This window comes from Vreelandella andesensis (assembly GCF_003989795.1).
In the GTDB taxonomy this organism is placed as follows: domain Bacteria; phylum Pseudomonadota; class Gammaproteobacteria; order Pseudomonadales; family Halomonadaceae; genus Vreelandella; species Vreelandella andesensis.
Genome location: NZ_RZHG01000019.1, coordinates 365,848 through 392,779, shown reverse-complemented (window position 1 = coordinate 392,779; position 26,932 = coordinate 365,848). Strand labels below are relative to the sequence as shown.

General features: G+C 54.2%; 22 protein-coding genes. 11 read left to right on the top strand and 11 right to left on the bottom strand.

Translation table 11 applies throughout. The annotated features are described in order from the left end of the window. Positions 1-9 precede the first annotated feature (9 nt). Complete coding sequence (locus ELY33_RS11450) at positions 10-915, top strand: LysR substrate-binding domain-containing protein (protein ID WP_126948032.1); 906 nt, start codon at positions 10-12, stop codon at positions 913-915. A gap of 388 nt (positions 916-1,303) precedes the next feature. Further along, positions 1,304-2,230 carry a YihY/virulence factor BrkB family protein gene (locus ELY33_RS11445; protein ID WP_126948031.1) on the top strand — a complete coding sequence of 309 codons (927 nt, stop codon included), beginning with the start codon at positions 1,304-1,306 and terminating at the stop codon, positions 2,228-2,230. An 11-nt stretch (positions 2,231-2,241) separates the two neighbouring features. On the opposite strand, the gene ELY33_RS11440 is transcribed toward ELY33_RS11445, so the two are convergent. Together ELY33_RS11440 and ELY33_RS11435 are read right to left on the bottom strand one after the other, a co-directional pair. After that, on the bottom strand, positions 2,242-3,429 hold the full coding sequence (locus tag ELY33_RS11440; RefSeq protein WP_126948030.1) for a toxic anion resistance protein: 1,188 nt from the start codon (positions 3,427-3,429) through the stop codon (positions 2,242-2,244). A gap of 88 nt (positions 3,430-3,517) precedes the next feature. Next, a complete protein-coding gene (locus ELY33_RS11435) occupies positions 3,518-4,459 on the bottom strand; it encodes a cobyrinic acid a,c-diamide synthase (protein WP_126948029.1) in 942 nt (313 codons plus the stop codon). A 637-nt stretch (positions 4,460-5,096) separates the two neighbouring features. On the opposite strand from ELY33_RS11435, the gene ELY33_RS11430 reads away from it, so the two are divergent. Beyond that, on the top strand, positions 5,097-6,563 hold the full coding sequence (locus tag ELY33_RS11430) for a DASS family sodium-coupled anion symporter (RefSeq protein WP_126948028.1): 1,467 nt from the start codon (positions 5,097-5,099) through the stop codon (positions 6,561-6,563). Positions 6,564-6,840: 277 nt separating this feature from the next. On the opposite strand, the gene ELY33_RS11425 is transcribed toward ELY33_RS11430, so the two are convergent. The 7 genes from ELY33_RS11425 to ELY33_RS11395 all read right to left on the bottom strand — a co-directional run bounded on the left by ELY33_RS11425 (position 6,841) and on the right by ELY33_RS11395 (position 16,151). Next, the gene (locus tag ELY33_RS11425; RefSeq protein WP_208644233.1) at positions 6,841-7,152 is read right to left on the bottom strand and encodes a circadian clock KaiB family protein; all 312 of its coding nucleotides are present in this window, start codon (positions 7,150-7,152) and stop codon (positions 6,841-6,843) included. Beyond that, positions 7,149-8,873, bottom strand: a complete 1,725-nt coding sequence (gene kaiC, locus ELY33_RS11420) for a circadian clock protein KaiC (protein WP_126948027.1) — start codon at positions 8,871-8,873, stop codon at positions 7,149-7,151. The genes ELY33_RS11425 and kaiC overlap by 4 nt, the downstream gene beginning before the upstream one ends. Further along, on the bottom strand, positions 8,866-11,385 hold the full coding sequence (locus tag ELY33_RS11415) for a sensor domain-containing protein (protein ID WP_126948026.1): 2,520 nt from the start codon (positions 11,383-11,385) through the stop codon (positions 8,866-8,868). Before ELY33_RS11415 ends, kaiC begins: the two co-directional genes overlap by 8 nt. A 153-nt stretch (positions 11,386-11,538) precedes the next feature. Continuing rightward, positions 11,539-12,789 (bottom strand): sensor domain-containing diguanylate cyclase, encoded by a 1,251-nt coding sequence (locus ELY33_RS11410; RefSeq protein ID WP_126948025.1) that lies wholly within the window; start codon positions 12,787-12,789, stop codon positions 11,539-11,541. A gap of 134 nt (positions 12,790-12,923) precedes the next feature. Next, positions 12,924-13,739: an EAL domain-containing protein gene (locus ELY33_RS11405; protein ID WP_126948024.1), complete on the bottom strand. Its 816-nt coding sequence runs from the start codon at positions 13,737-13,739 to the stop codon at positions 12,924-12,926. A 410-nt stretch (positions 13,740-14,149) separates the two neighbouring features. Next, a complete protein-coding gene (locus tag ELY33_RS11400; protein WP_126948023.1) occupies positions 14,150-15,505 on the bottom strand; it encodes a methyl-accepting chemotaxis protein in 1,356 nt (451 codons plus the stop codon). 40 nt (positions 15,506-15,545) lie between these two features. Continuing rightward, positions 15,546-16,151 (bottom strand): DUF6436 domain-containing protein, encoded by a 606-nt coding sequence (locus ELY33_RS11395; RefSeq protein WP_126948022.1) that lies wholly within the window; start codon positions 16,149-16,151, stop codon positions 15,546-15,548. Positions 16,152-16,392: 241 nt separating this feature from the next. On the opposite strand from ELY33_RS11395, the gene ELY33_RS11390 reads away from it, so the two are divergent. Both ELY33_RS11390 and paaX read left to right on the top strand, forming a co-directional pair. Further along, on the top strand, positions 16,393-16,887 hold the full coding sequence (locus tag ELY33_RS11390; protein ID WP_244208599.1) for a hypothetical protein: 495 nt from the start codon (positions 16,393-16,395) through the stop codon (positions 16,885-16,887). A 202-nt stretch (positions 16,888-17,089) separates the two neighbouring features. After that, a complete protein-coding gene (paaX, locus tag ELY33_RS11385) occupies positions 17,090-18,016 on the top strand; it encodes a phenylacetic acid degradation operon negative regulatory protein PaaX (protein WP_126948020.1) in 927 nt (308 codons plus the stop codon). Positions 18,017-18,093: 77 nt separating this feature from the next. Here the strand turns inward: paaX and paaY are convergent, their stop codons facing one another. Both paaY and paaN read right to left on the bottom strand, forming a co-directional pair. Then, positions 18,094-18,699 carry a phenylacetic acid degradation protein PaaY gene (paaY, locus tag ELY33_RS11380; protein ID WP_126948019.1) on the bottom strand — a complete coding sequence of 202 codons (606 nt, stop codon included), beginning with the start codon at positions 18,697-18,699 and terminating at the stop codon, positions 18,094-18,096. An 11-nt stretch (positions 18,700-18,710) separates the two neighbouring features. Then, complete coding sequence (gene paaN, locus ELY33_RS11375; protein WP_126948018.1) at positions 18,711-20,393, bottom strand: phenylacetic acid degradation protein PaaN; 1,683 nt, start codon at positions 20,391-20,393, stop codon at positions 18,711-18,713. A 368-nt stretch (positions 20,394-20,761) separates the two neighbouring features. On the opposite strand from paaN, the gene paaF reads away from it, so the two are divergent. Genes paaF through paaK form a run of 6 tightly spaced genes read left to right on the top strand, consistent with a single transcriptional unit; the run spans position 20,762 to position 26,912 of the window. Next, on the top strand, positions 20,762-21,535 hold the full coding sequence (gene paaF, locus ELY33_RS11370; RefSeq protein WP_126948017.1) for a 2,3-dehydroadipyl-CoA hydratase PaaF: 774 nt from the start codon (positions 20,762-20,764) through the stop codon (positions 21,533-21,535). A 16-nt stretch (positions 21,536-21,551) separates the two neighbouring features. Next, on the top strand, positions 21,552-22,343 hold the full coding sequence (gene paaG / locus ELY33_RS11365; protein WP_126948016.1) for a 2-(1,2-epoxy-1,2-dihydrophenyl)acetyl-CoA isomerase PaaG: 792 nt from the start codon (positions 21,552-21,554) through the stop codon (positions 22,341-22,343). Position 22,344: 1 nt separating this feature from the next. Further along, positions 22,345-23,883, top strand: coding sequence for a 3-hydroxyacyl-CoA dehydrogenase PaaH (gene paaH, locus ELY33_RS11360; RefSeq protein WP_126948015.1), 1,539 nt, complete (start codon positions 22,345-22,347; stop codon positions 23,881-23,883). Then, on the top strand, positions 23,876-24,343 hold the full coding sequence (gene paaI / locus ELY33_RS11355) for a hydroxyphenylacetyl-CoA thioesterase PaaI (protein WP_126948014.1): 468 nt from the start codon (positions 23,876-23,878) through the stop codon (positions 24,341-24,343). The genes paaH and paaI overlap by 8 nt, the downstream gene beginning before the upstream one ends. Then, the gene (pcaF, locus tag ELY33_RS11350) at positions 24,340-25,545 is read left to right on the top strand and encodes a 3-oxoadipyl-CoA thiolase (protein ID WP_126948013.1); all 1,206 of its coding nucleotides are present in this window, start codon (positions 24,340-24,342) and stop codon (positions 25,543-25,545) included. The genes paaI and pcaF overlap by 4 nt, the downstream gene beginning before the upstream one ends. Before the next feature lie 53 nt (positions 25,546-25,598). Next, positions 25,599-26,912, top strand: a complete 1,314-nt coding sequence (gene paaK / locus ELY33_RS11345) for a phenylacetate--CoA ligase PaaK (protein WP_126948012.1) — start codon at positions 25,599-25,601, stop codon at positions 26,910-26,912. Positions 26,913-26,932 lie beyond the last annotated feature (20 nt).

The window sequence follows — 26,932 nt, the reverse complement described above, 5'->3', positions numbered from 1 at the left end:
AACTTACATATGAAAATTGAGTGGATAGAAGACTTTCTTGCTCTTATTGATGCTGGCACCTTTTCCCAAGCCGCCGAACTAAGGCATGTCACCCAGCCAGCATTTTCAAGGCGTATAAGGCAACTGGAAGAATGGTTAGGGGTTGAACTGATTGATCGCCACTCATCACGATTAACATTGACGGCTCATGCGAACGCCTATGAAGGGGCTATGCGAGACTGGTTGGCACATCTCTATGCCATGCGTAGTCGCATTCGAGCAGATGCCTTACATGGCCCTCGTGCGATTCTGACGACCCAACACACGCTTATGGTGAGTTACTTACCACGACTTTTGCGTTATTTCCGCCAAAATGCACCTGACACACGTTTACAAGTTCGATCTTCTGACCGCAGTGAGTGCATATGCAACTTCCAGCGAGGGGAAGCTGACCTATTGTTATGTAGCGAACTAGAAGGGGTCCCATTAAGCTTTGATGATGAGGAAATTGAGCGGATTCACCTCGGGACAGAGCAATTAATTCCTGTTTGCGCATCGAATCGTTTTGGCAAACCTTTATTTAACATTGAAAATCAATCACATCTACCACTGATCGGATACAGTGCGGATAGCTTTATGGGCAGTACTCTGGCAAGCCCATATCTTCTCAATCTTCAGCGACGCTACGATACCGAACTGGTATGCGAAACGTCCTTTACTATCGGGATGCGCGAACTTACGTTGGCGGGACTTGGGGTCAGTTGGTTGCCAAGTGGTCTGATTGAAGACGATCTGATATCAGGTAAACTTATATCATTAATTGACTTGCTCGGTGGCCCTAGACTCGTAGTGGCGTGTTATCGTCGAACTGGGGAAGATACATTACCTGTCGACACACTCTGGAACCTGATGCATCAAAGTCCCCCGGTGGTTTAAGGTTCTTGATATTTTAGCTGCTCAGTAAGTGATTACGCGTAATTAAACTTGTGCTTGAAGACCAACAGGGAAACGTATACACCGGCTAATCTGATATAAAATTAGGTTTCTTTACTTGCCTTAATCCCTTACTTTTCTTGACTGAAGAAACGGCTTTTCTGTCGTCGTTTAACACGCCTTCCCACTTTTTTAACAATCATCAAACATGGCCTACTCGCAATGGCTTCTGCCGTCGCCAGCACCGAATCGCTATGGCAGGAATAGGCACAAATCTGATCGTTGCCTATCATTTTGCTGGCCTGTGCGTCAGTCTATCTCTGAACAGTGTTGTCGCTGAACAATCAAACCGCCAAGGCACAGCATTGGCGCAAAAGGAGGATGGCAAGCGATGGGGCGCAACCAAACCGTACTTAATGCCTTACTTCTCCTGCTGCCTCGGCTGGCTCTATTCGCCTGGCGTGTACTGTGTCATTTCTTAAGGAACCGCGGCATCCTGCTAGCGGGTGGGGTGGGTTACAACATTTTGCTTTCCATCGTGCCGCTATTTGCGGTGCTGGTCGTGCTGCTGACACAAGTGGTAGACCAACAGCACTTACTGAACGTTCTTGCCGTGCAAGCACGCCACCTAGCACCCGCCCATGCCGAGGTATTGATGGACGCCGTTCGCGGCCTACTGGAGTCCCGCGACGTCATCGGCATTCTTAGCTTACCCATTCTACTGGTCTTCAGTTCCTTCGCCTTTCGCATGCTCGAAGATGCTTTAGCGATTATCTTCCATGCAACAGAGAGCACCCATATCAAGCGTAGTGCGTGGGTATCGGTGATGCTGCCTTACGCCTTCATGTTAGTGCTAGGCGCGGGATTAATGGCCTTAACACTGGTGGTCACATTAGCCAGCTCACTCAATACGCTGATGATAGCGCTGTTTGAGCGAGAATTACCGTTTGCAGGTTTATCCGAAACAGCACTTAACTTATTCAGTTTTGCTGGCGTTTTCTTGTTGTTCAGCGCTATCTATAAAGTGCTGCCGGTGGTGCGTATCGCGTTACGCCGAGCGATAATTGGTGGGTTCGTCGCGGCACTACTATGGGAAGGCGTGCGGCTGATACTGGTCTACTATTTTACCCACCTCTCGTTCGTCAACGCCGTTTACGGCTCCTTAGCAACGCTGGTGATTGTGCTGATCAGCCTGGAAGTCGGCGCCATCATTTTATTGCTGGGTGCCCAAGTGATTGCCGAGCTAGAGCGCAACACCCGCCTTGGCCTACCTTGGCATATTGATCCCGACCGCCAGCCCATTACCCACGTTGATTAAGACGCTCGGTTTTATTGGGTTGGTGAGGATTGATCAAAGCGGCCATCTTGCAGGTGCGATTCGCTCCCTTCGCGAAGGCGCTCGATGGAGGCGCTGCCCTGCCTGGACAAGGTCGCCAAACGATCGATCTGCTCATCCAGCTTAGGCAGTGCCTCCCGACGATACGTCGAGAGGTCATCAATGGCCCCCATAACATCACCGAACGCTTCTTCAAGCAGGTGCATGTCGAGCATGGCTGAGGACGCTCGCTTCTGGATATCCACACCCTGCTGGCGCAGCGCCTTGGCAGTGCCGCCAATCATCTGCGAGGTGGTGGTATTAAGCGCTTCAATGCGATCCAGCACCAGGCGCTGATTGGCCATTCCCATGGCCACGGTGACCGCCACAGTAAGGGCCGAAACGGTGACGTTAATGGCTCTGTCCACGCCACGCATTAGTTCTCGGTTGTTGCGAATGATCACTTCCAGCGCCAGCACGCCTTGCTGGCTAACGGCCAGTTGTTGCTGAAGGTCGACAATGCGCTGGCGAAGAGGAAAGAGCATCTCCTCCTCAAGGAAATGACGCCGAGGATCATCGGCAGCGCGTGCGGCGATGTCGTCTTGCAGGCGGCGATCAATCAGGCGGCCCAAAGCAATCTGGCGGTTCAATTGCGTCAGAATTTTCCTCAGTGCTTGCTGGTCGTCGTTCAGGGTGAGGTTGTCACGATGCAACATGTCGCGACCACCCTCCAGCTCGTCAATGATCGCATCCAGCGCCTGCTGCGCGTTCTCAAACTTGCGAAAGTAGCGCTGCAGGCGGCTATCAAGACCGGGAATAATCGCCATAACGCGATCTAGGACGGTGGGTGCCAAACGATGACGAGTAGGGTCGAGCCCTTCCATGCGCCCGCGCAGATCCGTCAGCGCCTTAGCGACAGGCCCGCCTTCATCACCTTGATGCGCCAGCTGGCGCAGCGGTGTCTGTAGCATGGCACTGCGATGTGCGGCCTGTTGCTGCAGTTCAAGCCCCATTTCGTCCACCGCACGACGCTGGTTAACCACCGACGCCTCGTCACCTTCAGCAAGAATCTCCGTGACAAAGCGGTCAGCCATGGCCTCAAGTTCAGGATCGGCACCAGTGCCCTCAGAGGTGATCGCGGCGGCGATCTCTTCGACCGGCGGCAAGGAAAGACGACCTGCGTCATCGGATGGCTGAGTCATGGGCATCTCCACTGTTCTTGAAAACTGTTCTTGAAAACTGTGCTTAAAAACCGCTCTTGAAAACCGGATGGCAGCATCCGCTGCCAACTTAATCCTTGCGCGCATAGCGGCCCGCACCCTCGACGAAATGGCGTAGATCTTCCAGCGCCTTCTCGGTGGTGACCGCTGCTTGGGGGCGAGCGGTCTCGATACGCGCCATGGAAACGGCGGTGTCGTCGAGCACGGTCAACGCCGATTCAACCTGAGCGGAGAGTTCCTGCAGCCGCTTCTCGGTCTCTCCGAGCAGATCCAGACGCCGCATCAGGGCGGCGCGCTCTTTATCGCTCAACCGCTGGCTTTCCCGGGTGAGGCGGTCGCGTACGTAATTGCCGTCCACACTCACCACGCTGCGCGCCTGAGACGCCATGGCCGTTAACGTATCCACCGAACCGAGACACACCTGCGTAACCAGACCTTGCGAACGTTCAAAGGCCAGCTCACTACTATGGAATCGGCCACTCAGCACCTCCATCACGTGGCGATAACGGCTATAAAGACGGTCAGCCAGGATCGCCAAATCAGGACGATGAACGTCGAGCAGATGCTGCTTGGCTCGGCACATGGCCACGACTAATTCATCAGCGCCTTCAGGCGGCCTGGCCGGGTCGAGCACCAATACTCCTGCTTCATGAGCCTTGCGCTCTTGTTGAGCACGGCGCTGATGAGCGTTGGCAATGCTTTCGGCCTCTTGGCGGCGGGCACGCCGGCGGGCCAGCCAGCCTCTCAGGGTTCGCTCAATCGGCAGTGCCACTGGAATGGCGACAATGCCTGCCAGCCAGCCCAGCAAGCTTGGGCTGAAACCACCCCACAGAGAGGTCAGCCACAGCAGCATGCTGATGAAAGGCACCGTCAGGCAATAGCGCAAGACAACGTTGAGCCGACCGGGTGCCGCACTCGGAATCGCTAGGCCAGGATTAAAAAGCCCCACCAACAGCCAGGGCAGGCAGGTCATAAAGAGGCCATAGGAAAATCCCTGCAGGAATCCTAACATTTCTTCGGCTACCTTTATTTGTGGAACGCAAAGGATAGTACCACTAAAAGCAGGGTAACCGAGATGAGAGGTGGACCGCTAGCGGCTGACAACGATAACCAGGCAACATGCCAGCAATCAGATTATCGCGCTGATTGACTGCGATACTAATAAGCGTAACGGTGCCTTTTAAGACACTAGGTAGAGCGGTGGCCGAGTTCGGCATCCTGTTTGACGGCTTCAATGTTGAACCCTACAGCATCACGGGATGGCTCATAAGTTCTCCTAGATGCGTTTAATGTAAGTCCTGAAGGTGTCCATGACATTTATGGCGACTTACCTTCCTCACCCCTGAAGATTAATGCATTTACCGAGCTATTGAGAGGACACCGCCAAGACAGATTGGAGTGCTATCACTAAACGATATAGCTCGTCAGCGTTGCGAGCCATAACACTATTGAGCCATAACACTATCGGGCCATAACACTATCGAGCCAACTAGATTGAAGGACGGCAATTGACGTAGCGCAACGAGAGATAAATTAGACTCCTATAGGATTAAATAGCTTTTAACACGCTATCTTATTTATATCGAGAGCGCTGCTACCCGTCATTGTCGGTCCCTCTGTTCTGTTCGATCTGTCTATAGGTGCCCATTATGTCGACACTACCTTTCAAACCTTGGTCGACCGCCATCGCTGTGGCTGTGACCCTTTTCATTTGGCTAGTGCTTCCTTTGCCCGAAGGGCTAACGCCAAATGCCTGGCTCATGCTGGCGATCTTCGTCGGCACTATTGTCGCGATCATTGGCAAGGCCATGCCCATTGGCGCGATCTCTGTGATTGCGATTTCTATTGTCGCAGCAAGCGGCGTTACTGGAGATACACCCGGCGAAGCCATCAATGTGGCGTTAAGCAGTTACGCCAATCCGCTTATCTGGTTAATTGCTATTGCGATTATGATTTCGCGTGGGTTGATCAAAACCGGTTTAGGCGCGCGCATCGGCTACTATTTCATCTCTATTTTTGGCAAACGCACGTTGGGGATTGGTTATGGGCTTGCCTTTTCAGAACTGTCGATTGCACCGGTCACGCCAAGTAATACAGCTCGCGGCGGGGGGATTATTCACCCCATTATGCGCTCTATTGCGCACAGCTTTGACTCACGCCCTGAGGACAATACCTCGGGCAAAATTGGCAAGTATTTAGCGCTGGTGAATTATCACAGCAACCCGATAACGTCAGCGATGTTTATAACAGCCACAGCCCCTAACCCTCTGACAGTACAACTTATTTCATCAGCTACCGGCGCTGAAATACAGCTAAGTTGGCTAACCTGGGCAGCTGCCATGTTACTGCCGGGCTTAGTCGCCATCCTGGCAATGCCGTATATTCTGTACTTGCTTTATCCGCCTGAAATTAAAGAAACGCCTAATGCCGCACAATTAGCAAAGGACAAGCTAGCCGAGCTAGGCAAACTAAGCCGAAACGAAGGCATCATGTTGTTCGTTTTCTTAGTTCTCCTATTACTTTGGGCGGATATCCCGGCGATTTTCTTGGGAGATGGCGTCACGCTCAACACCACAACATCTGCGTTTATTGGGCTTTCCATGCTGCTGCTGACTGGGGTATTAACCTGGGAAGATGTGCTTAAAGAGAAAAATGCTTGGGATACGCTGCTATGGTTTGGCGCACTTATCATGATGGCCGGCCAGCTCAACGAAACAGGCTTAATTACTTGGTTTTCTGCAAATATACGCGACTGGATTACCATGATGGGAATTGGTTGGGCAGGTGCCTCTGCACTTCTGGTGCTCACGTTTCTTTACACCCATTACTTTTTTGCCAGCACGACTGCGCATATCACCGCGATGATGGCGGCATTTCTGACCGTTGGCCTAAGCCTCGGCGCCCCTCCCATGCCCTTTGTGCTTATTATGGCGGCCACGTCTTCTATTATGATGACGTTAACCCATTACGCAACGGGCACTTCGCCAGTGATCTTTGGCTCAGGCTACCTAACGCTTGGAGAGTGGTGGAAAGCTGGTTTCATTATGAGCGTGGTCAATCTGCTCATTTGGGTGTTGGTTGGCGGTCTATGGTGGAAGCTGCTTGGCCACTACTGAGTGACTGATTACTGTTTTCCTTGTTCACGCTGGAACAACAATGACTTATAGAAGGTAGGAAGTGAACCGACAGCCTTCGGCGGCCATGTTTATCTGCTTAAATCCAGGAGTCAATGAATGTTGCAGAGACCGCCAACGCACGTGAAATGACCAGCCATCTTAAAGAAAGCCTGATGCTCAGATAGTGGGGATTTTTCACAACATCACCACCCGAGTACAGGCTTTATTGCCACTGATTAGTGCTACTGATTAGTATGCGTTGAGTGCTTCCCTTTGCTTACCCGCTGCGCGCCAAATCGGCTAGGAAATGAGACAGACGTTCCTCATCAGAAAGGTCGCCGTAGAGCACAGAGACCTCGCCGGTTTCGTTCGCCTTTACCAGAGAGGGCGTCGCAAACACGGAGTGCGTGATGCCCTGCCCTGGCTGTTCTAGTAGGTCTATCTCGTAAGGCTGAATGTCGCTGCGCCCGATACGGTTGAGCATCTGGGCTAGATTGACGCGTGCTCGTTGCGAGCGCGGTGCGGTGCCGGTCACAAAAAGCGTCAAAAGCGGCATTGACGATTCTCCTGCTTGATGAGGGAAGCTCATTGTGGGTCTCCTTTATCGTTGTGAGCATCGTCATCGCCATGCAGGGCCGAGCTTTCACCCAAGGGGGCACGTTGCTGTTTGATCTGCTCGCGGTAAACACCTTCCTGGTAATCTGTTTCCGTTGAGTCGACGATCTCCTGCTCCAGTTCACTTGTGAGGCGCTGGCGTTCCTGATCGACCTGCGCGAGGCGCTGTTCTATCTCCGTTCGACGCTGCTGGCGTTTCCGCTCCCGGCGGTGCTCCTCCTCCTGCTCTTCAATCTTCCTGGCTTTTCGTGCGGTTCCCATGAGCACCTCGGTGCCATGCTCGTACACATCGGCGAGGGTGACACCCGACGGCGACAGTACCAGTTCACGCTGCTGATTGGAGTGAGCCGTGCCACGCGACTTCACGATCGACAGCGAGCGATTTCGCTCGCCAGCCCGTACGTTGTAGTCGAGCACGATCCAACTGTCAGCAAGGGTCGAGACCTGGCCTTGCGTCGCTTCGCCTTCCGGGTCCTGCACACCACTAAGAGAAGTGAGTACGGTAGTGATACCACGCCGTCGTGCCAGGTCAATCAGGCGCTCGGTCGCCATATTCGCGCCTTCGACGGCACCGGCCTTTAGCAGTGCGGAAATTGGATCGATGACCAGACAATCAGGCGAAAACGCGTCTAGCGCACGGCGCAGCGCCAGAAAGTGTTCGCTCACCTGCGAGGCAAAAGCAGACAAGCTCAGGAAGTAAATAAGCCCGGCTTCAATGGGGGCGCGCAGATCAATGCCAACCGAGATCAGGTTGCGCACATACGAGCCCTCCAGCTCATCGAAGCTAACGTATAACGTGCGTTCGCCGCGCTGCGCCGCGGCCTGTGCGAAGCTGCCCGCGAGAGTACTCTTGGCGGTACCCGGTCGGCCAGAAATAAGTAAACTCGACCCTCGATAAATGCCGCCACCGAGCAGGCTGTCCAGCCGCTCAATACCAGTACTAAGGCGTTCGTTACGGGTTAACACCCCACCAGAGGGCAGCGCCTCATGATAGGGCAGCTGAATACCCTCGGCATCGATGACCATGGGCAGTTCACTCGTCACATGCCCTGAGCCCCGAAACTTGGCGATGCGCAAGGTGCGATTCAGCTGCTGGTTAACGATCCGTGCAGACAACACAAGCGTCGCCGAGAGCAGAAACTCAATACCTTCAAGGTGGGCCGGCGCCATGCTGTCGCCGGTGGCCTTGCCGGTCAACAGCATGGTCCATCCTCGATCCTCGCAATGCTCGTTGATCTGGCGTATTTGATCGATCGCAACTCTCGGGTTCGGTTGGTACTGCAGTAACTGATCAATGCCGTCGAAGACAACCCAGCTCGCATCGGTCTGCGCGATGGCCGCCGCCACAATACTCAGCAGGCCTTCGATATCGAACTCCCCGGCCACTTCAACGCCAAGGCGCGGGCGGGCGTCAATCAGTTGCCAGCGGTTCGACTCAAGCAGCGATGCCCCCCAGTCAAACGAAAGCGCGTCTCGCTTTACTTGTCCTGGTGACTCTTCGAAGGTCACGAACACACCACCCTCGCCACGCTCAATGGCACGCGCCAGCACCTGAAGACCCAGCACGGTCTTGCCCGCCGCGGCCTGGCCGAGAATGAGCGTGGCTTGGCCCGCTGGAAGGCCGCCCTGTGTGGCGTGATCCAATCCTGCGATACCGGTTTCATGCTTTTGCAGCGGTGTATTGGTCTCATTCATAGTGTGTTCCTTTTTTACCTACCGCTTTATCTATTGTTTTATCTACCGCTTTATCTACCGCGCCGGCATTGAGTGGGAGTCGGCTGCGCTGTTCCAGCAACCAGCGAAAGTCTTCTGCTTCTAGTGGCATGCTGTAGAAATACCCCTGCCCAGAGCAACAGCCCATTGCTATCAGTTCATTACTCACCGCAGCCGACTCGATGCCTTCCGCGATGACGTCCGCGTTCAGCAGCTGCGCAAGTGTGATCACCGTTTCGACCAGTTGGTGACTGAAAGCGTCATCGAGAAGATGAAAGACAAAGCCTTGATCGATCTTGATCTCATCAATGGGATACTGCTGGAGGTAAAGCAGCGATGAGTAGCCCGTACCAAAGTCGTCCAGCGAGAGCCGAACGCCTATATCACGTAAGGCAGACATTTGCGCGAGTAGCATGTCAGACGCGTCGCTGAACACGCTTTCAGTAATCTCAAGCGCCAGCTCCCCCGGCGACACGCCAGACTGATCGAGGACAGCCTGAACACGACTGGCAAAATCCCCCATCTGAAACTGTATCACCGACACATTGACCGCTACGCGTACCGGTGCGAGTCCAGCATCACGCCAGTCACGCAAATGCTGGCAAGCACGACGCAGTACCCAATCACCAATGGGGGCGATAAGTTGGCTCTGCTCGGCGATGGGAATGAACATCCCTGGCGGGATCATCCCCCGCTCAGGGTGATTCCACCGAATCAATGCCTCACAGGCAATAAGTGTTCCGGTGCCAAGGTCGACCTTGGGCTGGAAATGCAGCTCGAACTGATCTTCATCCAGCGCCTGACGCAGCTCACGTGTCAGCTGTATACGTAACTGAGTCGCTTCCTTAAGGCGATGGTCGTAAGCTATCCACGGTACGTTTAATGTCTTGCGATGCTGGGATAGGGCAAGCTCCGCTTCCCGCAAGAGCTCATGAGCCGAACGTTGAGGTTCATCAAGGCGTGTGTAGCCCAAGCGAACCGAAAGCTCAATGGAGGTTCCTTTCAATTTAAACGGTATCGCTAGCGAATTGAGCAGCTGATCAAGATTCGCCTCTAACGCCTTGTTAGCAACAGAAGGCAAGAAGAGCATAAATTCGTCACCGCCAATACGCCCGGCAAGTCCTTGCATTCCGGTGCATTCTACTAGCCTTTCGCCGAACTGGATGAGCAGGTCATCTCCCACATCGTAGCCGTAAGCGTCGTTGATATCGCGCTGACCAATAATGTCGACCATCACCACTAAACTTGACGATGGCCAGCCTGCTTTATCCAGCTGCCGCTGTAATGCCTGGGTAAAACCAATACGGGAATAGAGCCTGGTAAGTGGGTCCTCGAAGGCCATACGGCTGAGCTCCCACTCCGCTTTTTTGATGGCGGTGATATCCTGCTTGATTGCCACATAATGCGTTATTTGACCAAGATCGTCGGTCAGCGGTGAAATAATCTCATGCTCCCAGTAAGGAGAGCCGTCCTGGCGGCGGTTTTGCATTTCCCCTGACCAGGTTTGTCCAGCGCTAATCGTCTGCCAAAGATCGCGGTAGGTTGCCTCCGGTGTATGGCTGCTCTGAATAAGCGAGTGATTATTACCCAATAATGTTTCGCGCGAGCGCCCTGACAGTTGCTCGAACGCGGAATTCACGTACTCGATTTGACCCTTAATATCGGTCACTGAGATGGGGATCGGGCTTTGCTCGGTGATATGCGCTAATTTGCGTAGTTCTTGCTCCCGCTCACGGCGTTGCGTTACGTCCTGTAAGGACCCTCGTACGCCGATGATGCGCTTATTTCTATCACGTATAGGTTCACCTAATGTGCGTACCCAAACGCGACACCCATCGGCCGCTACAATCTGCAATTCCTCGTCGTAGGGTATACCCTGTTCGGCGCAGTCACTTAACCGCTTATGGATTCGCTCACGATGCTCAGGAATATAGAAGGCAATGGTTTGGCTAAAAGAAGGTGAATAATCATGTGGCATGCCATGAATATCGGCAACGACATTTGACCATTCGATGCGATGGGTTTCTAGATCCACCAGCCAGCCGCCAAACCGGGCCGTTTTCTCGGCCATTTTCAATAAGTGGGTTTGGCGCGTGAGTTCGTCGTAGGTGACATTGATATCCGTAATGCGGTTCTGCAAGGATATGTAATGAGTGATCTTACCCCGCTCATCACGCACGGGACGGATGCTCCAGCGCACGCGATAGGGTGTGCCGTCTTTACGGTAATTGATCGTTTGTCCATCGAAAAAACCACTCTCTCGGGTAAGAGCAGTACGCAGCCGATCCAGCACGGCACGGTCGGTTTCTGGCCCTTGGAACATCCTGGGTGTCTGGCCAAGTAGCTCCTCTTCTGTGTAACCGGTTTGTTCACAAAAGGCCACGTTGGCGTAGACGATTTCAGGGCCTGGCGCGTCCATCTCGGCGGTGGTAATAATAACAGCGCCGTATTGGTCAATCGCCTGGCGGAATATCTTATCGTGAAGTGCTAGCATAAGCCCTTCTTATTCATTGATGACTTTAGGCCGTTTTAAAAGAGAGCCAGGCGACGTTTGTGGGACAACATTCCTACATCCATCAATATACGAAACACCCACTGCCGGGTCACGGAACACACCAAAGCGAATGATAAAAGGTCGGTGTGGATATCAACCGGTTACAACACGGTTTCGTCCCAGGCGTTTGGCTTCGTAGAGGGCTCTGTCAATACGTTTGACAGTCTCGATGGCGGTCTCATCGCCTATCTCGACGACACCAAAGCTAGCGGTCATATGCCCTACAGAGGGGAAAGGCGTATCAGCGATAAGCTGGCGTAGCTTGTCCGCGAGCTGTAAAGCTTGATCTCGTGTCGTTTCAGGCGCCAACACCATGAACTCCTCGCCTCCCCAGCGGGCACAAAGATCCATCTCACGTAGATTGCTGGAAAGTAACCGGGCAAACTCGACCAGCACGTTGTCACCGACATGGTGGCCGTAAGTATCATTGATAAATTTGAAGTGGTCGATATCGAGCATGATCAATGATAAAGGACGCATATAACGATCACGACGGGTCATTTCCTTATCCAAGCGACGGTCGAAGCTCATTCGATTGGGTAAGCCTGTTAGGCTATCCGTATTGGCTATCCGTTTAAGCTTTTTCTCTCTATCAACGCGCTCCGTCACATCCTTGCCTACTGATACATAACGAATAATCTGGCCTTGTGCATTTTTAACCGGTGTGATGGTCTGTTCCAGATACAATATCTGCCCATCAGTAGTCCGATCAATAAACGTATCGCTGAAAGGTCGACCATGAGTGAGGGTATCCCACATATGGGCGTAGAACTGGGGGGTATGCTGACCAGACTTGAGAATACGCGTAGTTTTTCCCATCACAGCATCTCGATGGTGGCCCGTATGCTGCTCAAAGGCAGGGTTAACGTATTCAATACGGCCTTTAATGTCCGTCATAATGACAAGATCGGACGAGAGTTCAAGCGCACTCGACAGAATCTGTATGGTTTCCTGGTCATGAAAAGCGCGCGTGAGGTCACGCTGAACAGCAACAAAATGCGTAATGTCACCCGTGGCGCTATGGACCGGTGAAATATTCCATTCCACGGGGTAAGCGCGCCCATCTTTACAGTAATTGGTAGTAACAGCTTCAAAATATTTGCCTGCTTCCAGCGTCTGGCGTAGACATGTCAGCATCGTCCGGTCAGTTTTCTCTCCCTGTAGTAACCGGGGTGTTTTGCCAATGAGCTCTTCTTTGGTGTAGCCAGTCATCTGCGTCATGGCGTGATTGACATAGACAATCGTCGGCCCTGGCGAATCAAGCTGCGCAGTCGTAATCAAGATAGCATTGAAGGATTGTTCTACGGCTGACTCAAGCAGCTGCTGATAGATAACATCTTCCATGGATATGCCTTTCAATTAAGAGCGTGATGCAAGCAGATTTTATGATGGCGATAAGACGACTATTGAGACTGCAGATACTAGGTGCCGCTAACGCGCAGTAACTTCATATTGGTTCCATGCTTATCGTCATGCTGTCAGGGCGTCTCAAAATCACTTATTGACGTTAGACGGTTAGCAGGTGCCTGGTGAACAGCGTCAAATGCCTCATGAAGATCCCTGACAATATGCTCAAAGGCGGGACGCGCATAGAAAAAGCCCTGCTGTAAATAGATACCTGCGTCCATTAGCCAGCGCGCTTCTGTGACGGTTTCTACCCCTTCAGCTACCAGTTCCATATCAAGACAACGGCCCATGGTCACCAGCGCTGTTAACATCGACTGTCGTCGAAAATCTTGATCACAGTCCATGACCAGTTCGCGATCGATCTTGAGCTTGTTAGGCGATAACGTGGTCAGTAAGTCCAAATTAGCATAGCCACTACCAAAATCATCCAGCGCGACCGTAAAGCCCATTTCTTTATAAGCATCAACAATATCCTTGATGTGCTGACGATCGCGTACCTTCTCGGTTTCTGTAATCTCAAAGATCAGTTGGTCCACCGGCCAACCAACGCGCTCAGACACTTCCAGGGTTGCCTTGATACATGCCTCAGGCTCATAGACCGCATTGGGTAGGAAATTGATGGACAGAGGCCGGTCCATCCCCAACCGGCTGGCAAGTTCAACGGCTTTAACACGACAGGCTTGGTCAAAGCGATAAAGCAATTCGCCGGTGACTTGGTTAAGAATAAAAAAGGCGGACTCGCCGTTGATGCCCCTTACCAAGGCTTCATAAGCGTAAATATCTCGTTGGGCAACATTAACGATCGGTTGAAAGGCCATCGAGAATTCGAACGGTGTGCCACCGCTGCAATGTGCGCACTGTCCATCAGTGCCATCGCAATTCGTCATGCTTGGTTTCCTCTCCGGCAGGCTCATCGCTTAGTCTTGATGATGTCAATTAATGTTCGTTACACACTACGCGATAATGGAGGATACCTTGCAGGATGCGACGTTACTGGCTGCTTACGAAAGACAATTTAACATTGTATTTGTCCATTTTTATACAGCACAAAAAAGAGCTTAGCCACTAAAAGTTATACGACACCCATACGCCATACTTTTTTACGTTTTAACTGTATAAGCTTTGACACCGGCACGTGCGGCGGTTTTACGTGCGGCGTTTTCACGTGCAAGAAAGCCAGCGGCCAATCGCTCTGCTACTCGGCATCATTTATCAATATCGTTTTTTTTGACGATACCAATACGGCACTAAGCATCAAATCAGGTGTGTCATTTGAGGTAGGTTAGTGCCAACTCTACTAGCTTTGCCGAGCCAGACGTGGTGCGTTAGCAGGTGATTCTGTAAGCGCCATATTCTCACCGCTTATTTGCTTATTTAATGTGTCGGCCAAGCTCTCCAGATTGCCTGACATACCGGACAGTTGTTCTGCCAAGCGGGAAGAATTCTGTGCGACTTTCTGAAGCTCGTTGTTCGACATATTAATTTGCTCAATGCCGTCAGCTTGCTCCTTCGTGCTGACCGATATGTCCTGAATCAGTTTGGACATACTCTCAATTTCCGGGACAAGTGCCTGTATTCGCTGGCTGGCCTTGCTTGCGATAGCAACCGATTCATTGGATGTGTCGGATATGATCTCGGCTGCTCTGCGGCTTTCCTCAGCCAATTTTCGAACCTCTTTTGCCACAACGGCAAATCCTCGACCACTTTCTCCGGCTCGTGCCGCCTCAATCGAGGCGTTAAGTGCCAACAGATTGGTTTGAAACGCAATATCGTTGATCGCGCTGATGCTTTCGGCGACCTTTTGCATGGCTTGACTGGTTTTTTGAACGTCCTGGCTGCTTTCAGTGACCTTACCCACCAAGTGTTGGGCAGATGAACTCGTTCTTTCAGCGTTGTCTGCATTTTGAGCAACGGACGCCGTTAATTCCTCCAGCGAAGACGATGTCTGTTCAATAATGGACGCCTGCTGAGCCGTTGACGAAGACAGGTTCTCAGACGCGGATGAGACTTCCTGACTCAAATTGGCGACCTGACCTGTAACGCCTGACACCTCGTCAAGAATGTCCTGTTTTTGGCTTTGCAACTGCCCCTTCATGGCATCGCTATCATTCAGCGCTGACCGAGCATCGGCGAACTGGATCGCCATTGAATTGGCAATCAATATCAAGATGCCGGCCTCAATCAACAGGTAGGTCGCGTGCAAGAAGATGATTCCTAACTGCGCCTCGGGGAGCACCCAAACGCCAAGCCCCTGCGCCTGTAGGTACCAAAATGCCAGGTGGTGCAGTACGGCGGTTGCCGTCCCGGCGACAATGACACGCCAATCCCGAAAAACGGAGAGAAACGCAAGCAGCGCAAACAACCCAAAATGAAATTCGATCATGCCGTGCATCTGATGAATATGAAGCCCGGTAAACACCATGAAAGCGATGCCGAGGTACAGGCGTGTGATGAGCTGTTCACCATGGGAAATGACCAAATAGACGGCCAGCAGAGCTGTCGGCAAACTTACTAGCGCGGCCTCAAGCCAGGTGTTATTGAAATATGCCAACACAAAGCTAACGGCCGTCAGCATGACAACAACGCCGAGCATTTTTTTGCTCGAATTTCGCCACTCGCCGTTAAATACATCAGGGTTCAGAGTCTTGAACACGTTATCTGCCTCAGGTGTTTGATGATGTTCTATCAGTTTTTTATCGTGGCCAGTCGCAATAACACCCAAAGCTCGAAATGTTCAGCCAGGGCGATACTGATTCCTTCTCATTCATTTCGTCCAGCATAATTTCCACTGGACTGTCACCGTCGGCATTGCACAAAGCACCGTCACTAAATGGCCCTGAATACATGACGTTACCTGATTCGTCAATGATAACAGCGGATGGGCTGCTGATCCCGCTAATACCTTCAACGGCAATGGCATTAGTTACCTCGGGAAATGTGGATGTGGCAAGCGCCAACGCCTCTTCACTGGGAGTGGCAACAATGAACTCGATGCCCGACGGGCTGTAGATGTCGATTATGTCGTTGACATGACCCTCGCTGAATCGACTGCACGAACAGGCGGGGTCCCACATGATAACCAGCTGCGTGGATTCTCTCTTGGGCACATTCTGCACAGGGACTTGCTTTGATACCTGTTCAGCGACCGCCTGCGAAAATTTGGCAAGACTCTCCGGTTCGTCTGCGAACACCCTCAAATCCTTGAACATAAAAAGCCAAAAAACATACGCAATTCCGAGCGCCCATGTGCCCACAAGGGCGCCTAGCCATATCTGTTTTTTCCTGCCTGATAGGCCCATTACTTGGCGCTCCGGGGTGCTAGTTTTTCGCGTTGGTTGATAAAACTCGGGATTACCCATCTTGGCCGCAAAACTGAGTGCAACATCTTAAAATTTTAGTAAGGTATTGGATTTATGGCTTATACAGAACTCAGCCTCGAAGAGCGTTCCATTATTCAGGTTGGCCTTTGACAGGAGATGGGTCTCCGACAAATAGCGACTATATATCCACGACAAGTGGGATTGGCAAACCAAATATCTTGTGGTGCGCATCAGCTCCTTCAATGGTGTGGTCACCAGCCGCGAGGATCTGGACGCAAATATTCGCTATCAACTGCAGCAACAGCGCCACCATCTGGGGATCGATGTAACGCCACCCGAAAGGATTGCCGACGAATACAACAAGCCGATTCTGGATAACCAGCCCAAGGAACGCAGGGTCTTTACGCGCCGCACCCTGTTTATGGTATTGCGTCAGCATGATCTGGTGGGCTTGGAAGCGCACCTGAAAGCACTCTTCGCTGGCTTACCCCACGACTGGTATCGCAACAACCCAATTGCTTGTTATGAAGGCCACACTTTCACACAGGCCTATGCCAGCGTCTTTTACAGCCACTTTGCTGCCCCTGGGGTGGGTGTAACCGTGGAAGATGCCAGCTCCAGCGGCAAGCCGATTCATCTAGTCGGGGTGGAGTTTTCCCGTGTTGAACGGCAGATCGTCGCGTTTGAGGTGGAGACGCTGGCATCTTTATCGTAATGCGGTGAAGGCTAGCAAAGTATTAGCGCTTGAATATATCATTTAAGCAACTGACTGATAGCAATAAATTTTTAACATTATCAAATGGTTGGATGGAAAATAAAAGCAGACCGAAAAAACGTGATACGATAATTCACCATATAATTTATATTTTCTGTCGTTTTTAGCGACAACATCATCGCAAAGGGAATCAACATTCACTATGTCGTCAGCTAAAGACTGTGTTGCTACACTTATTGATGACTTTCAGAAGCGTCGGCCAATTCGTGCCGGTTCGCTGATTATCACCGTCTATGGCGACTCTATCGTTCCGCGGGGCGGTACGGTGTGGTTAGGTAGCCTGTCGAAACTGGTGGAGCCCATCGGCATCAATGAGCGACTGGTGCGTACCTCGGTCTACCGGCTAACCAATGAAACCTGGCTGCGGGGAGAGAAGGTGGGCCGTCGCAGCTACTATCGGTTAAGTGGCCCTGGGCGGCGGCGTTTTGAACAAGCCTTCAAGCGCGTCTATCACGGCGCTCAGCCTCCTTGGTCAGGCCAGTGGACATTGGCGTTGCTAACACAGCTGCCTCCAGACCGACGTCAGCAGATTCGCGACGAACTCGAATGGCTAGGTTTTGGTAGTTTTTCTCAGGGCGTATTGGCTCACCCTACGCTGTCACGCGCAGAGACCATGGCGGCCTTGCAAGAACTGGATGCGGCAGATGACACCATTGTAATGCAAACCGAGACCATGGACCCCATGACCAGCAAGCCACTGCGGCTTCAGGTCAGGGAAAGCTGGAATCTTGACGAACTAGCCGAGCTATACCAACGTTTTCTGGTTAAGTTTCGCCCGCTTTGGAATGCGCTCAACGCAGAGAACCATCTTGGGCAGGAAGCGTGCTTCATTGCGCGTACGTTGCTGATTCATGAGTATCGCAAGGTTCAATTGCGCGACCCCCTTTTGCCTGACGAACTACTCCCAACGGCGTGGGAAGGTCGTTACGCTCACCAACTCTGCCGCAACCTTTATCGCTTGCTCTACGAACGCGCAGAACGCTGGCTAGACCGACACTTGGAAACCGCCGAGGGTCCATTACCCGCCCCCGGCCCTAGCTTTTACCAGCGCTTCGGCGGGCTAGACTAGAAAAGTTACTTAACCAGTTCTATGCGTCGTCACATCGAACAGGCTAGCGCTTATAATTGTGGCGACTTATCCAAGGTCTATTTTTTATCTAAAGTCTGCTGCTTCGGTTGCGTATCACCGGCCTGCAAAGCTGGGCGGTCAGCATCGAGCTCTGTCAGCGGCTCACAAGGTTCCAAACTGTTGCGGCAACGGGTCACTAGGCGCTGATACTCTTGGGTGCCCTGCTGCTTCCAAGCAAACTCCTCATCACTCAGCGCGCGCTTAACCTTTGCAGGTGACCCCATTACCAGCGACTGGGGCTCACATTCGAAGCCCGCCTTAACAAAGGCTGCTGCCGCCACGATAGAACGCTCAGCAATCTTGGCGCCGTCCATCACCACGGCGTTCATGCCAACCATGGCATCACGCCCAATCACGCAGCCATGCAGTACCGCGCCATGGCCGATATGGCCATCTTTCTCAACCTTAGTGACGCACCCCGGAAAGCCGTGCATCACACAGGTATCCTGAAGGTTTGAACCTTCTTCCAGCACCAGACGGCCAAAATCGCCGCGCATCACCGCGCCAGGACCTACATAACAGTTGGGGCCCACGATCACATCCCCAATCAACACTGCTGTCGGGTGGACATACGCTGTCGGGTGCACCACTGGCGTCACCCCTTCAAGTCGATAGTAAGGCATCACGTTCTCCGTTAGTTTGATTGGCCGTGGCGACGGCTTTGAACCACCACGAAGCGGTTGGCAACAAAGGCTTGATTACATAGGGAAGCATTCGCCGCCGGATTACCGCCTGTGGCGTGAAAATCACTGAAAGCAGCCGACTGGTTAACGAATATTCCCCCATCCAAGTTCAGCGAGAGTGGCGCTGCCACCTCCATCGCTAGCTCTTCGAGCTGCTCGGCCACGGCCTCATCTGTGGTATAGCCTCCCAGGGTTATCGCGCCTTTTTTACCGATGACGTCTCGCGCCAGCGCAATACTGTGCGCAGTGTTATCGGTGGCGATAACAAAGCTAACGGGACCGAAGCGCTCCTCGCTATAGGCAGCCTGCTGCTCTGCATCTACCTTTAAGATCAGCGGCGTATGGATACGGGCATTAGGGAAATGAGCGTGCTCGCGTTGCTCGCTATCCAACACTATGTCACCTAAACCACGGCATTCATCAATGCGCGCTTGCGTCTCCAACGACTGTATAGCACCCAGCACTGTGCAGGCTCGATCGTTATCACTCAGAAAGGCTTGAACAGCTTTCGCAAGCGCTGCCGCTACGTCGTCAAAACTTACATGGCCCTCCGCTGTTTCGATACCGTTTCTAGGCACATAAACAGCTTGAGGGGTCGTGCACATCTGCCCTGAATAAAGGCTCAGCGAGAAAGCAAGGTTAGCCGTGACGGCTCTAAGGTTATCCACACTGTCGATAATGATCGAGTTAATACCAGCTTTCTCGGCGAATACCTGGGCCTGAGTGGCATTTTGTATCAACCAATCACCGAAAGCGTTCGAGCCGGTAAAATCGATCAGCTTGATCGCAGGATTAAGCGCCAACGTCTTGGTGAGCGGCGCATCGACACTGTCGGGCATTAAGCTGACTAGACAGGGGTCGAAGCCTGCTTCTTTTAGCACCTGTTGAGCAACCCGCACGCTCATCGCCAACGGCAGAATAGCGCCGGGGTGTGGCTTAACAATAACGGGGTTGCCCGTCGCTAAACTGGCAAACAAACCAGGATAAGTGTTCCACGTAGGAAACGTAGAACAAGCCACTACCAACGAGATACCACGGGGAACGATGTGAAAACGCTTATCCATCACAATAGGATCGTGCTTGCCCTGGGGCTTAACCCACTGCGCTGCGGCGGGAATCTGCGCCATTGCCTGCCAAGCATACGCCACGGCCTCAAGGCCACGATCCTGGGCATGCGGCCCACCCGCCTGAAATGCCATCAGCGGCCCCTGACCACTGGTATGCATCACCGCCTGGGCGATCTCCGGACTCATGGCATTAAGACGCGACAGGATTTCCAGACACACCCCAACACGCGCTTGCGCCCCAGCATTTCGCCAGTCACGCATGGCCACTTGCATGGATGCTATCAGCTCGTTGGGGTCTGGCTGGTCATAAGTAATGCCGAGTTCAAAGCCGTAAGGTGACACTTCGCCACCCACTTGCTCGGTACTGCTGCCAACACTGTTAATAAGCGTAAACGGCTGATTGAGCAGGGACTCGAGGTTAGACGGCGCCGCCTTAACAGCATCCTCAGGGTATTTGCGCATGCTTTCTGGGTAGGGCGTCCAGAAATTACGGCTAGAGATGGTGTCGACAGCTTGGTCAAGAATCTCACGATGAAGGTCAAACATCTGCTGCGCTGATTGCGACATGGGGCGCTCCTGCACTCACTTGTTTTTTTGATACGCTATATCAATTAAGACTATCTTTCCCGTAACAAAACATCAAACGCTTTCCCTACCATCGCTAACTTAAGCATAAACGCACCAGTATCGAAAAACGCTATGGAAACGGGCTTTAAGTCCCTTATTAAGTCACTTAACCGCCTTTTATACCATGGTCTAAGAACCTTCTTTTATTCGCAAAAAACACATGCAAGCTGTTGTTAAAAATACGTAAATTATAAAAAATGACAATAAGCGACACATTAATTACAACTAATTAGCATTGATGCGTATCAAAATAAACCTATACTCGACAGATATTCATCTTGTGCGCTACAGGCCGTACTGAGGTAAAAATGCTCACGACTCTAAAAATAACCACCCCCATGGAAGGCGTTTTATGCATCACACTGAATCGCCCGGAAGCCCTGAATGCGCTCAATACGCAGCTTCTCAGTGAGCTCGCCGACTCCTTGAACGATGCTGATCGAAACGACAAGGTGCGTGCCGTAGTGATTACCGGCAGTGCGAAAGCCTTCGCCGCGGGTGCAGATATTAACGAAATGGCCGAACGCGATCTGGTCGGCATGCTGGAAGACCCTCGGCAGCACCACTGGGCCACTATTATGCGCTTTCGCAAACCCATCATTGCCGCCGTCAATGGCTATGCCTTAGGCGGTGGATGCGAACTGGCCATGCATGCCGACATCATCATTGCCGGTGAAAATGCTCTGTTCGGCCAACCGGAAATCAACCTGGGCATTATGCCCGGCGCAGGCGGCACCCAACGCCTGCTTAGGGCAGTGGGCAAATCCCTCGCCACTCAGATGGTACTTACCGGTGAGCCGATTTCCGCGCACCGAGCCCTCAAAGCTGGCCTGATCAGCGAAATCACCCAACCCGAATTGACCCTTGAACGCGCCATAGACATTGCGACGCGCATCGCCTCAAAGGCACCGTTGGCAGTGCGCTTAGCGCGGGAATCGCTGCACAAAGCGATGGATACCGACCTGGCCACGGGGCTGCGCTTCGAGCGCCATGCCTTCACCTTGCTGGCGGGCACCGCCGACCGCAACGAGGGCATTCGGGCCTTCCAAGAAAAACGACTTGCCACTTTTAAAGGGCACTGACACAAGGATTTTACCCATGAGCCAAGCGCCCCTGCTTTACAGCGTAGAAGACGGCGTCGCCTGCATTACACTGAACCGGCCCGACAGCCTGAATAGCTTTAATACCGAGATGCACACTGAGATGCGCAAAGCACTCAAGGCTGTGCGCCAGGACGCAAGCGTCCGCGCTCTGCTGCTGACCGGTAACGGCCGCGGCTTTTGCGCCGGCCAAGACCTTTCCGACCGAAGCGTGGCGCCCGGTGAGCAAGCCCCCGACCTCGGTGAGTCGCTTGAGAAACGCTATAACCCCATGCTGCGTGCCCTTAAGGACATGCCGTTTCCGACCATTTGTGCGGTGAACGGTGTGGCTGCCGGTGCCGGCGCCAACATCGCCCTCGCCTGCGACATCGTGTTGGCCGCTCGCTCGGCAAGCTTCATCCAGGCCTTCTGCAAGATTGGGTTAATTCCTGACTCCGGCGGCACCTGGACGCTGCCTAACTTAGTCGGCATGGCCCGCGCCAAAGGCTTGGCAATGCTAGGCGACAAGCTTCCCGCTGAAACCGCCGAGCAGTGGGGCATGATCTGGCGCTGCGTCGACGACGAAGCGCTTCAAGAAGAAGCCATGGACATGGCTCGCCATCTGGCCACTCAACCCACCCGTGGTCTAGCGCTGATTAAACGCGCCTTGCACGCCAGCAGCGATAACAGCTTCAACGAACAGCTTGACCTGGAGCGCGACCTTCAGCGTCTAGCTGGGCGCAGCGAAGACTACCGCGAAGGTGTCAGTGCGTTTATCGAAAAACGCCGCCCCACCTTTAAGGGAGAGTGATATGCCAACCCTTCCCACAAACGCCGTTATTGGTGTGATCGGTGCCGGTGCCATGGGTGCCGGGATTGCTCAGGTTGCCGCCCAAGCAGGTCACGTGGTCATCCTGCATGATAATCAGCCGGGCGCCGCTAAAGCGGGCATCGACAACATTCGCCGCCAGTTGGAAAAGCGTGTTGCCAAGGGCAAGATGGCTCAAAGCGATGTGGATAACATCATCGATCGCCTGCAGCCTGCCGACGCTATTGATGCCTTAGCGGATAGCCGTTTGGTTATCGAAGCCATCGTTGAGAACCTTGACATCAAACGTCAGGTATTCGCTCAGCTCGAAGCGCTGTGCGCGCCGGACACTTTGCTCGCCAGTAATACCTCGTCACTGTCGATCACGTCCATTGCCGCCAACCTTGAACGCCCCGAGCGCATGGCGGGGCTGCACTTCTTCAATCCCGCGCCCGTCATGAAATTGGTGGAAGTGGTGTCGGGCCTAGCGACCACTACCGAGGTCGCCGAGACGCTTTTCGATACCGCCAGCGCCTGGGGCAAAGTCGCGGTGCATGCCAGCTCCACCCCTGGGTTCATCGTTAACCGCGTGGCACGGCCTTTCTATGCAGAAGGGCTACGCCTGCTCCAGGAAGGCGCCAGCGATGCCGCCACCCTGGATGCGCTGCTTCGTCAGGCAGGCGGGTTCCGCATGGGACCTTTCGAACTGATGGACCTGATCGGCCATGACGTTAACTACGCGGTAACCCGCTCGGTGTTTGACGCCTACTATGGCGACACCCGCTTTGAACCCTCTCTGGTTCAGCAGGCGCTGGTGGAAGCCGGTCGCCTGGGGCGTAAGTCTGGCCAAGGCTTCTTCGACTACTCTCTTGAAGGGCACGCCAAGCCGCAGCCCAACTTTTCAGCACCCGTCAACACGCAACTCCCAGCACTTGTCGTACAGGGCGCGAACAGCACCATCGCTCCGCTGCTGGAACGCGCTCAGGAAGCTGGAATGGAGGTGATACGTCGCGAATCACTGCAGCAAGACGGCACGCCTCGTCTGTATTTAGGCGATCTAGTGCTGGCTCTCAGTGACGGGCGGTGCGCCGCCGAGCGCGCCGTTAATGAAGGGCTGGAAGCCCTGGTGCTGTTCGACCTATGCCTGGATTACCAAAGCGCCAGTGCCATCGCACTTGCCGCCAGCCATACAGCCTCGCCCGAAGCGCGCCAGCTGGCCACCGCGTTCTTCCAACGCTTAGGTATGGACGTCGTTTGGCTAACCGACACGCCAGGGCTGGTGATATTGCGCACCGTCGCCATGCTCGCCAATGAAGCCGCCGACGCCGTATTCCAAGGCGTGTGCAGCGCCCAGGATGGCGATCTGGCCATGCAAGCCGGGGTCAACTATCCCTGCGGCCCCCTGGCTTGGGCGGACTCGCTAGGCCTACCCTTTATTCACCGCACCCTTACGCACCTGCAGCAGAGCTACGGCGAAGAGCGCTATCGCAGCTCGTTCCTACTGCGCCGCAACGCCTTGAGCGAGGAAAGCTTTCATGAATGATTCCCCACTGACTCCCCAACAGCTGGCGGAAGCCTGTGCTGAGGCGATGTTTTCCCGCGACCATGCTAGCCAAGGGCTGGGGATGCGTATTACGCGCATGGCCCCCGGGTTCGCCGAACTCACCATGACCGTGCGTCAGGATATGGTGCAGGGACACGGCAACTGCCATGGCGGCTTTCTGTTTACCCTGGCCGACTCTGCCTTTGCGTTTGCCTGCAACAGCTACGATGAAGCCACCGTGGCGGCTGGCTGCAGCATCGACTATCTCGGCCCCGGCCAGCTGGGTGATGAGCTCACCGCTACCGCCGAAGAGCGCAGCCGCCGCGGGCGCACCGGCATTTACGACATCACGTTACGCAATCAGCACGGCGATACCGTTGCTTTGTTCCGCGGACGTTCCTACAAAATTCGCGGCAGCGTACGCCGCCTAGAAGACACCGCTGCTGGAGATAACCAATGAAAGACGCCCTGATCATTGATGCCATTCGCACCCCGATAGGCCGCTATGGCGGTGCCCTCTCGCCGGTTCGCCCCGACGATCTTGGTGCCGTGCCAATGCGCGCCCTGATGGAGCGCAATCCCTCGGTGGACTGGGCTGAAATCGACGACATCTTCTACGGCTGCGCCAATCAAGCCGGTGAAGACAACCGCAACGTGGCGCGCATGTCGGCGCTGCTCGCCGGCCTGCCGGTGGAGGTGCCCGGCACCACCATCAACCGCCTGTGCGGTTCCGGCATGGACGCCGTGGGCAACGCTGCCCGCACCATCAAGGCCGGCGAGGCGGAGCTGATGATCGCCGGAGGCGTCGAGAGCATGTCACGCGCGCCCTTCGTCATGGCCAAGGCCGAGTCGGCCTTCTCACGCCAAGCCGCAATCTACGACACCACCATAGGTTGGCGCTTCCCCAACCCGCAGTTGAAGAAACTTTTCGATACGCACTCGATGCCGCAGACCGCGGACAACGTTGCCGCCGAGTTCAACATCTCCCGTGCAGACCAGGACGCCTTCGCGCTGCGCTCTCAACAGCGCTGGGGCTCAGCCAATGCTGCCGGGCGTTTCAAAGACGAGCTGGTGCCAGTGGAGATCCCACGCAGGAAGGGCGACCCGGTCGTGTTCGACACCGACGAACATCCGCGCCCCGACACCACGCTCGAGATGCTGGCCAAGCTGAAAGGCGTGAATGGTCCCGAGCTCAGCGTTACTGCGGGTAATGCCTCAGGCGTCAACGATGGCGCCTGCGCTCTTCTGCTCGCCTCCGAGGCGGCCGCCACCCGCCACGGCCTCGCCCCACTGGCGCGCGTGGTGGGTATGGCGACTGCCGGCGTGCCGCCGCGCATCATGGGCTTTGGCCCGGCACCCGCAGTTCGCAAGGTGCTTGCCCAGACCGGTCTGACGCTCGAGCAGATGGATGTCATCGAGCTCAACGAAGCCTTTGCCGCCCAAGGGCTGGCAGTGCTGCGCGACCTTGGCCTCGCCGATGACGAAGAACGCGTGAACCCCAACGGCGGGGCCATCGCACTCGGCCATCCGCTGGGCATGAGCGGTGCCCGGCTGGTCACCACTGCAGCATACGAGCTGAAGCGGCGCAATGGCCGCTATGCACTGTGCACGATGTGCATCGGCGTGGGTCAGGGTATCGCCCTGATTATCGAGCGCCAGTAAGCCTATTTCTTAACTATAAGCCCAATAACAACTTGCCAGACCGGAGGCCCCTGATGAATCAGCCCGCTACACGTATCGACACCGCGACTCTCGATCCCTTGGAAACCGCCAGCGTCGACGAACTGCGTGCCACTCAGGTCAAGCGCCTGAAGTGGAGCCTGAAGCACGCTTACGACAACGTGCCGTTCTACCGCCAGTCTTTCGATAAAGCCGGGATACATCCCGACGATATCCAGACACTGGCGGATCTCGCCAAGTTGCCTTTCACTACCAAGGCAGACCTACGCGACAACTACCCGTTTGGCATGTTGGCCACGCCGATGAGCGAGATCGTGCGTATCCACGCCTCTAGCGGTACCACTGGACAACCTACGGTGGTTGGCTACACCCAGAAAGATATTGATGTGTGGTCCGATGTGGTGGCGCGCTCAATCCGCGCCGCTGGTGGCAGCCGTAACGACAAAGTGCATGTCGCATATGGCTACGGCCTGTTTACTGGCGGGCTGGGCGCGCATTACGGCGCCGAGCGCCTGGGCTGCGCGGTGATTCCCATGTCGGGCGGCCAAACTGAGAAACAGGTTCAGCTGATCCGTGACTTCGCGCCAGACATCATCATGGTCACCCCTTCATATATGCTCAACATCGCCGACGAGATGGAACGCCAAGGCATCGACCCGCGCACGCTACCCCTGCGTACTGGTATTTTTGGCGCCGAGCCCTGGACCGACAGCATGCGCACCGCCTTAGAACAGCGCCTTGGCATCGATGCCCTCGATATTTACGGCCTATCTGAAGTAATGGGGCCAGGCGTGGGCATGGAGTGCCTGGAAACTAAAGACGGCCCGACCATCTGGGAAGATCATTTCTACCCTGAGATCATCGATCCGGTTAGCGGTGAAGTCCTCCCCGACGGCGAATACGGTGAGCTCGTGTTCACCACTTTGACCAAAGAAGGCCTGCCGGTGATTCGCTACCGCACCCGCGACCTGACACGCCTGCTACCCGGCACCGCGCGCCCCATGCGACGCATCGACAAGATCACTGGTCGCAGCGACGACATGCTGATCATTCGCGGCGTCAACGTATTTCCCACCCAGATCGAAGAGCAACTACTCAAGATCGCGTCGCTTTCACCTCATTATGAGATTGAAGTCAGCCGCCAAGGCAATATGGACATGGTGCGTGTTCGTGTGGAAGCGAATCATCATGACATCGCCCGCGATCCCGCAGCTTGTGAAGACGCCGCAAAACAGCTCCAGCATGCCATCAAGACGTACATTGGTATCAGCACCCAGGTTGAAGTGTGCCAAGTAGAGAGTGTTATGCGCTCGCTCGGTAAAGCCAGACGCGTTAAAGACCTGCGCTGATTCTCCGCTGGGGCCCCACA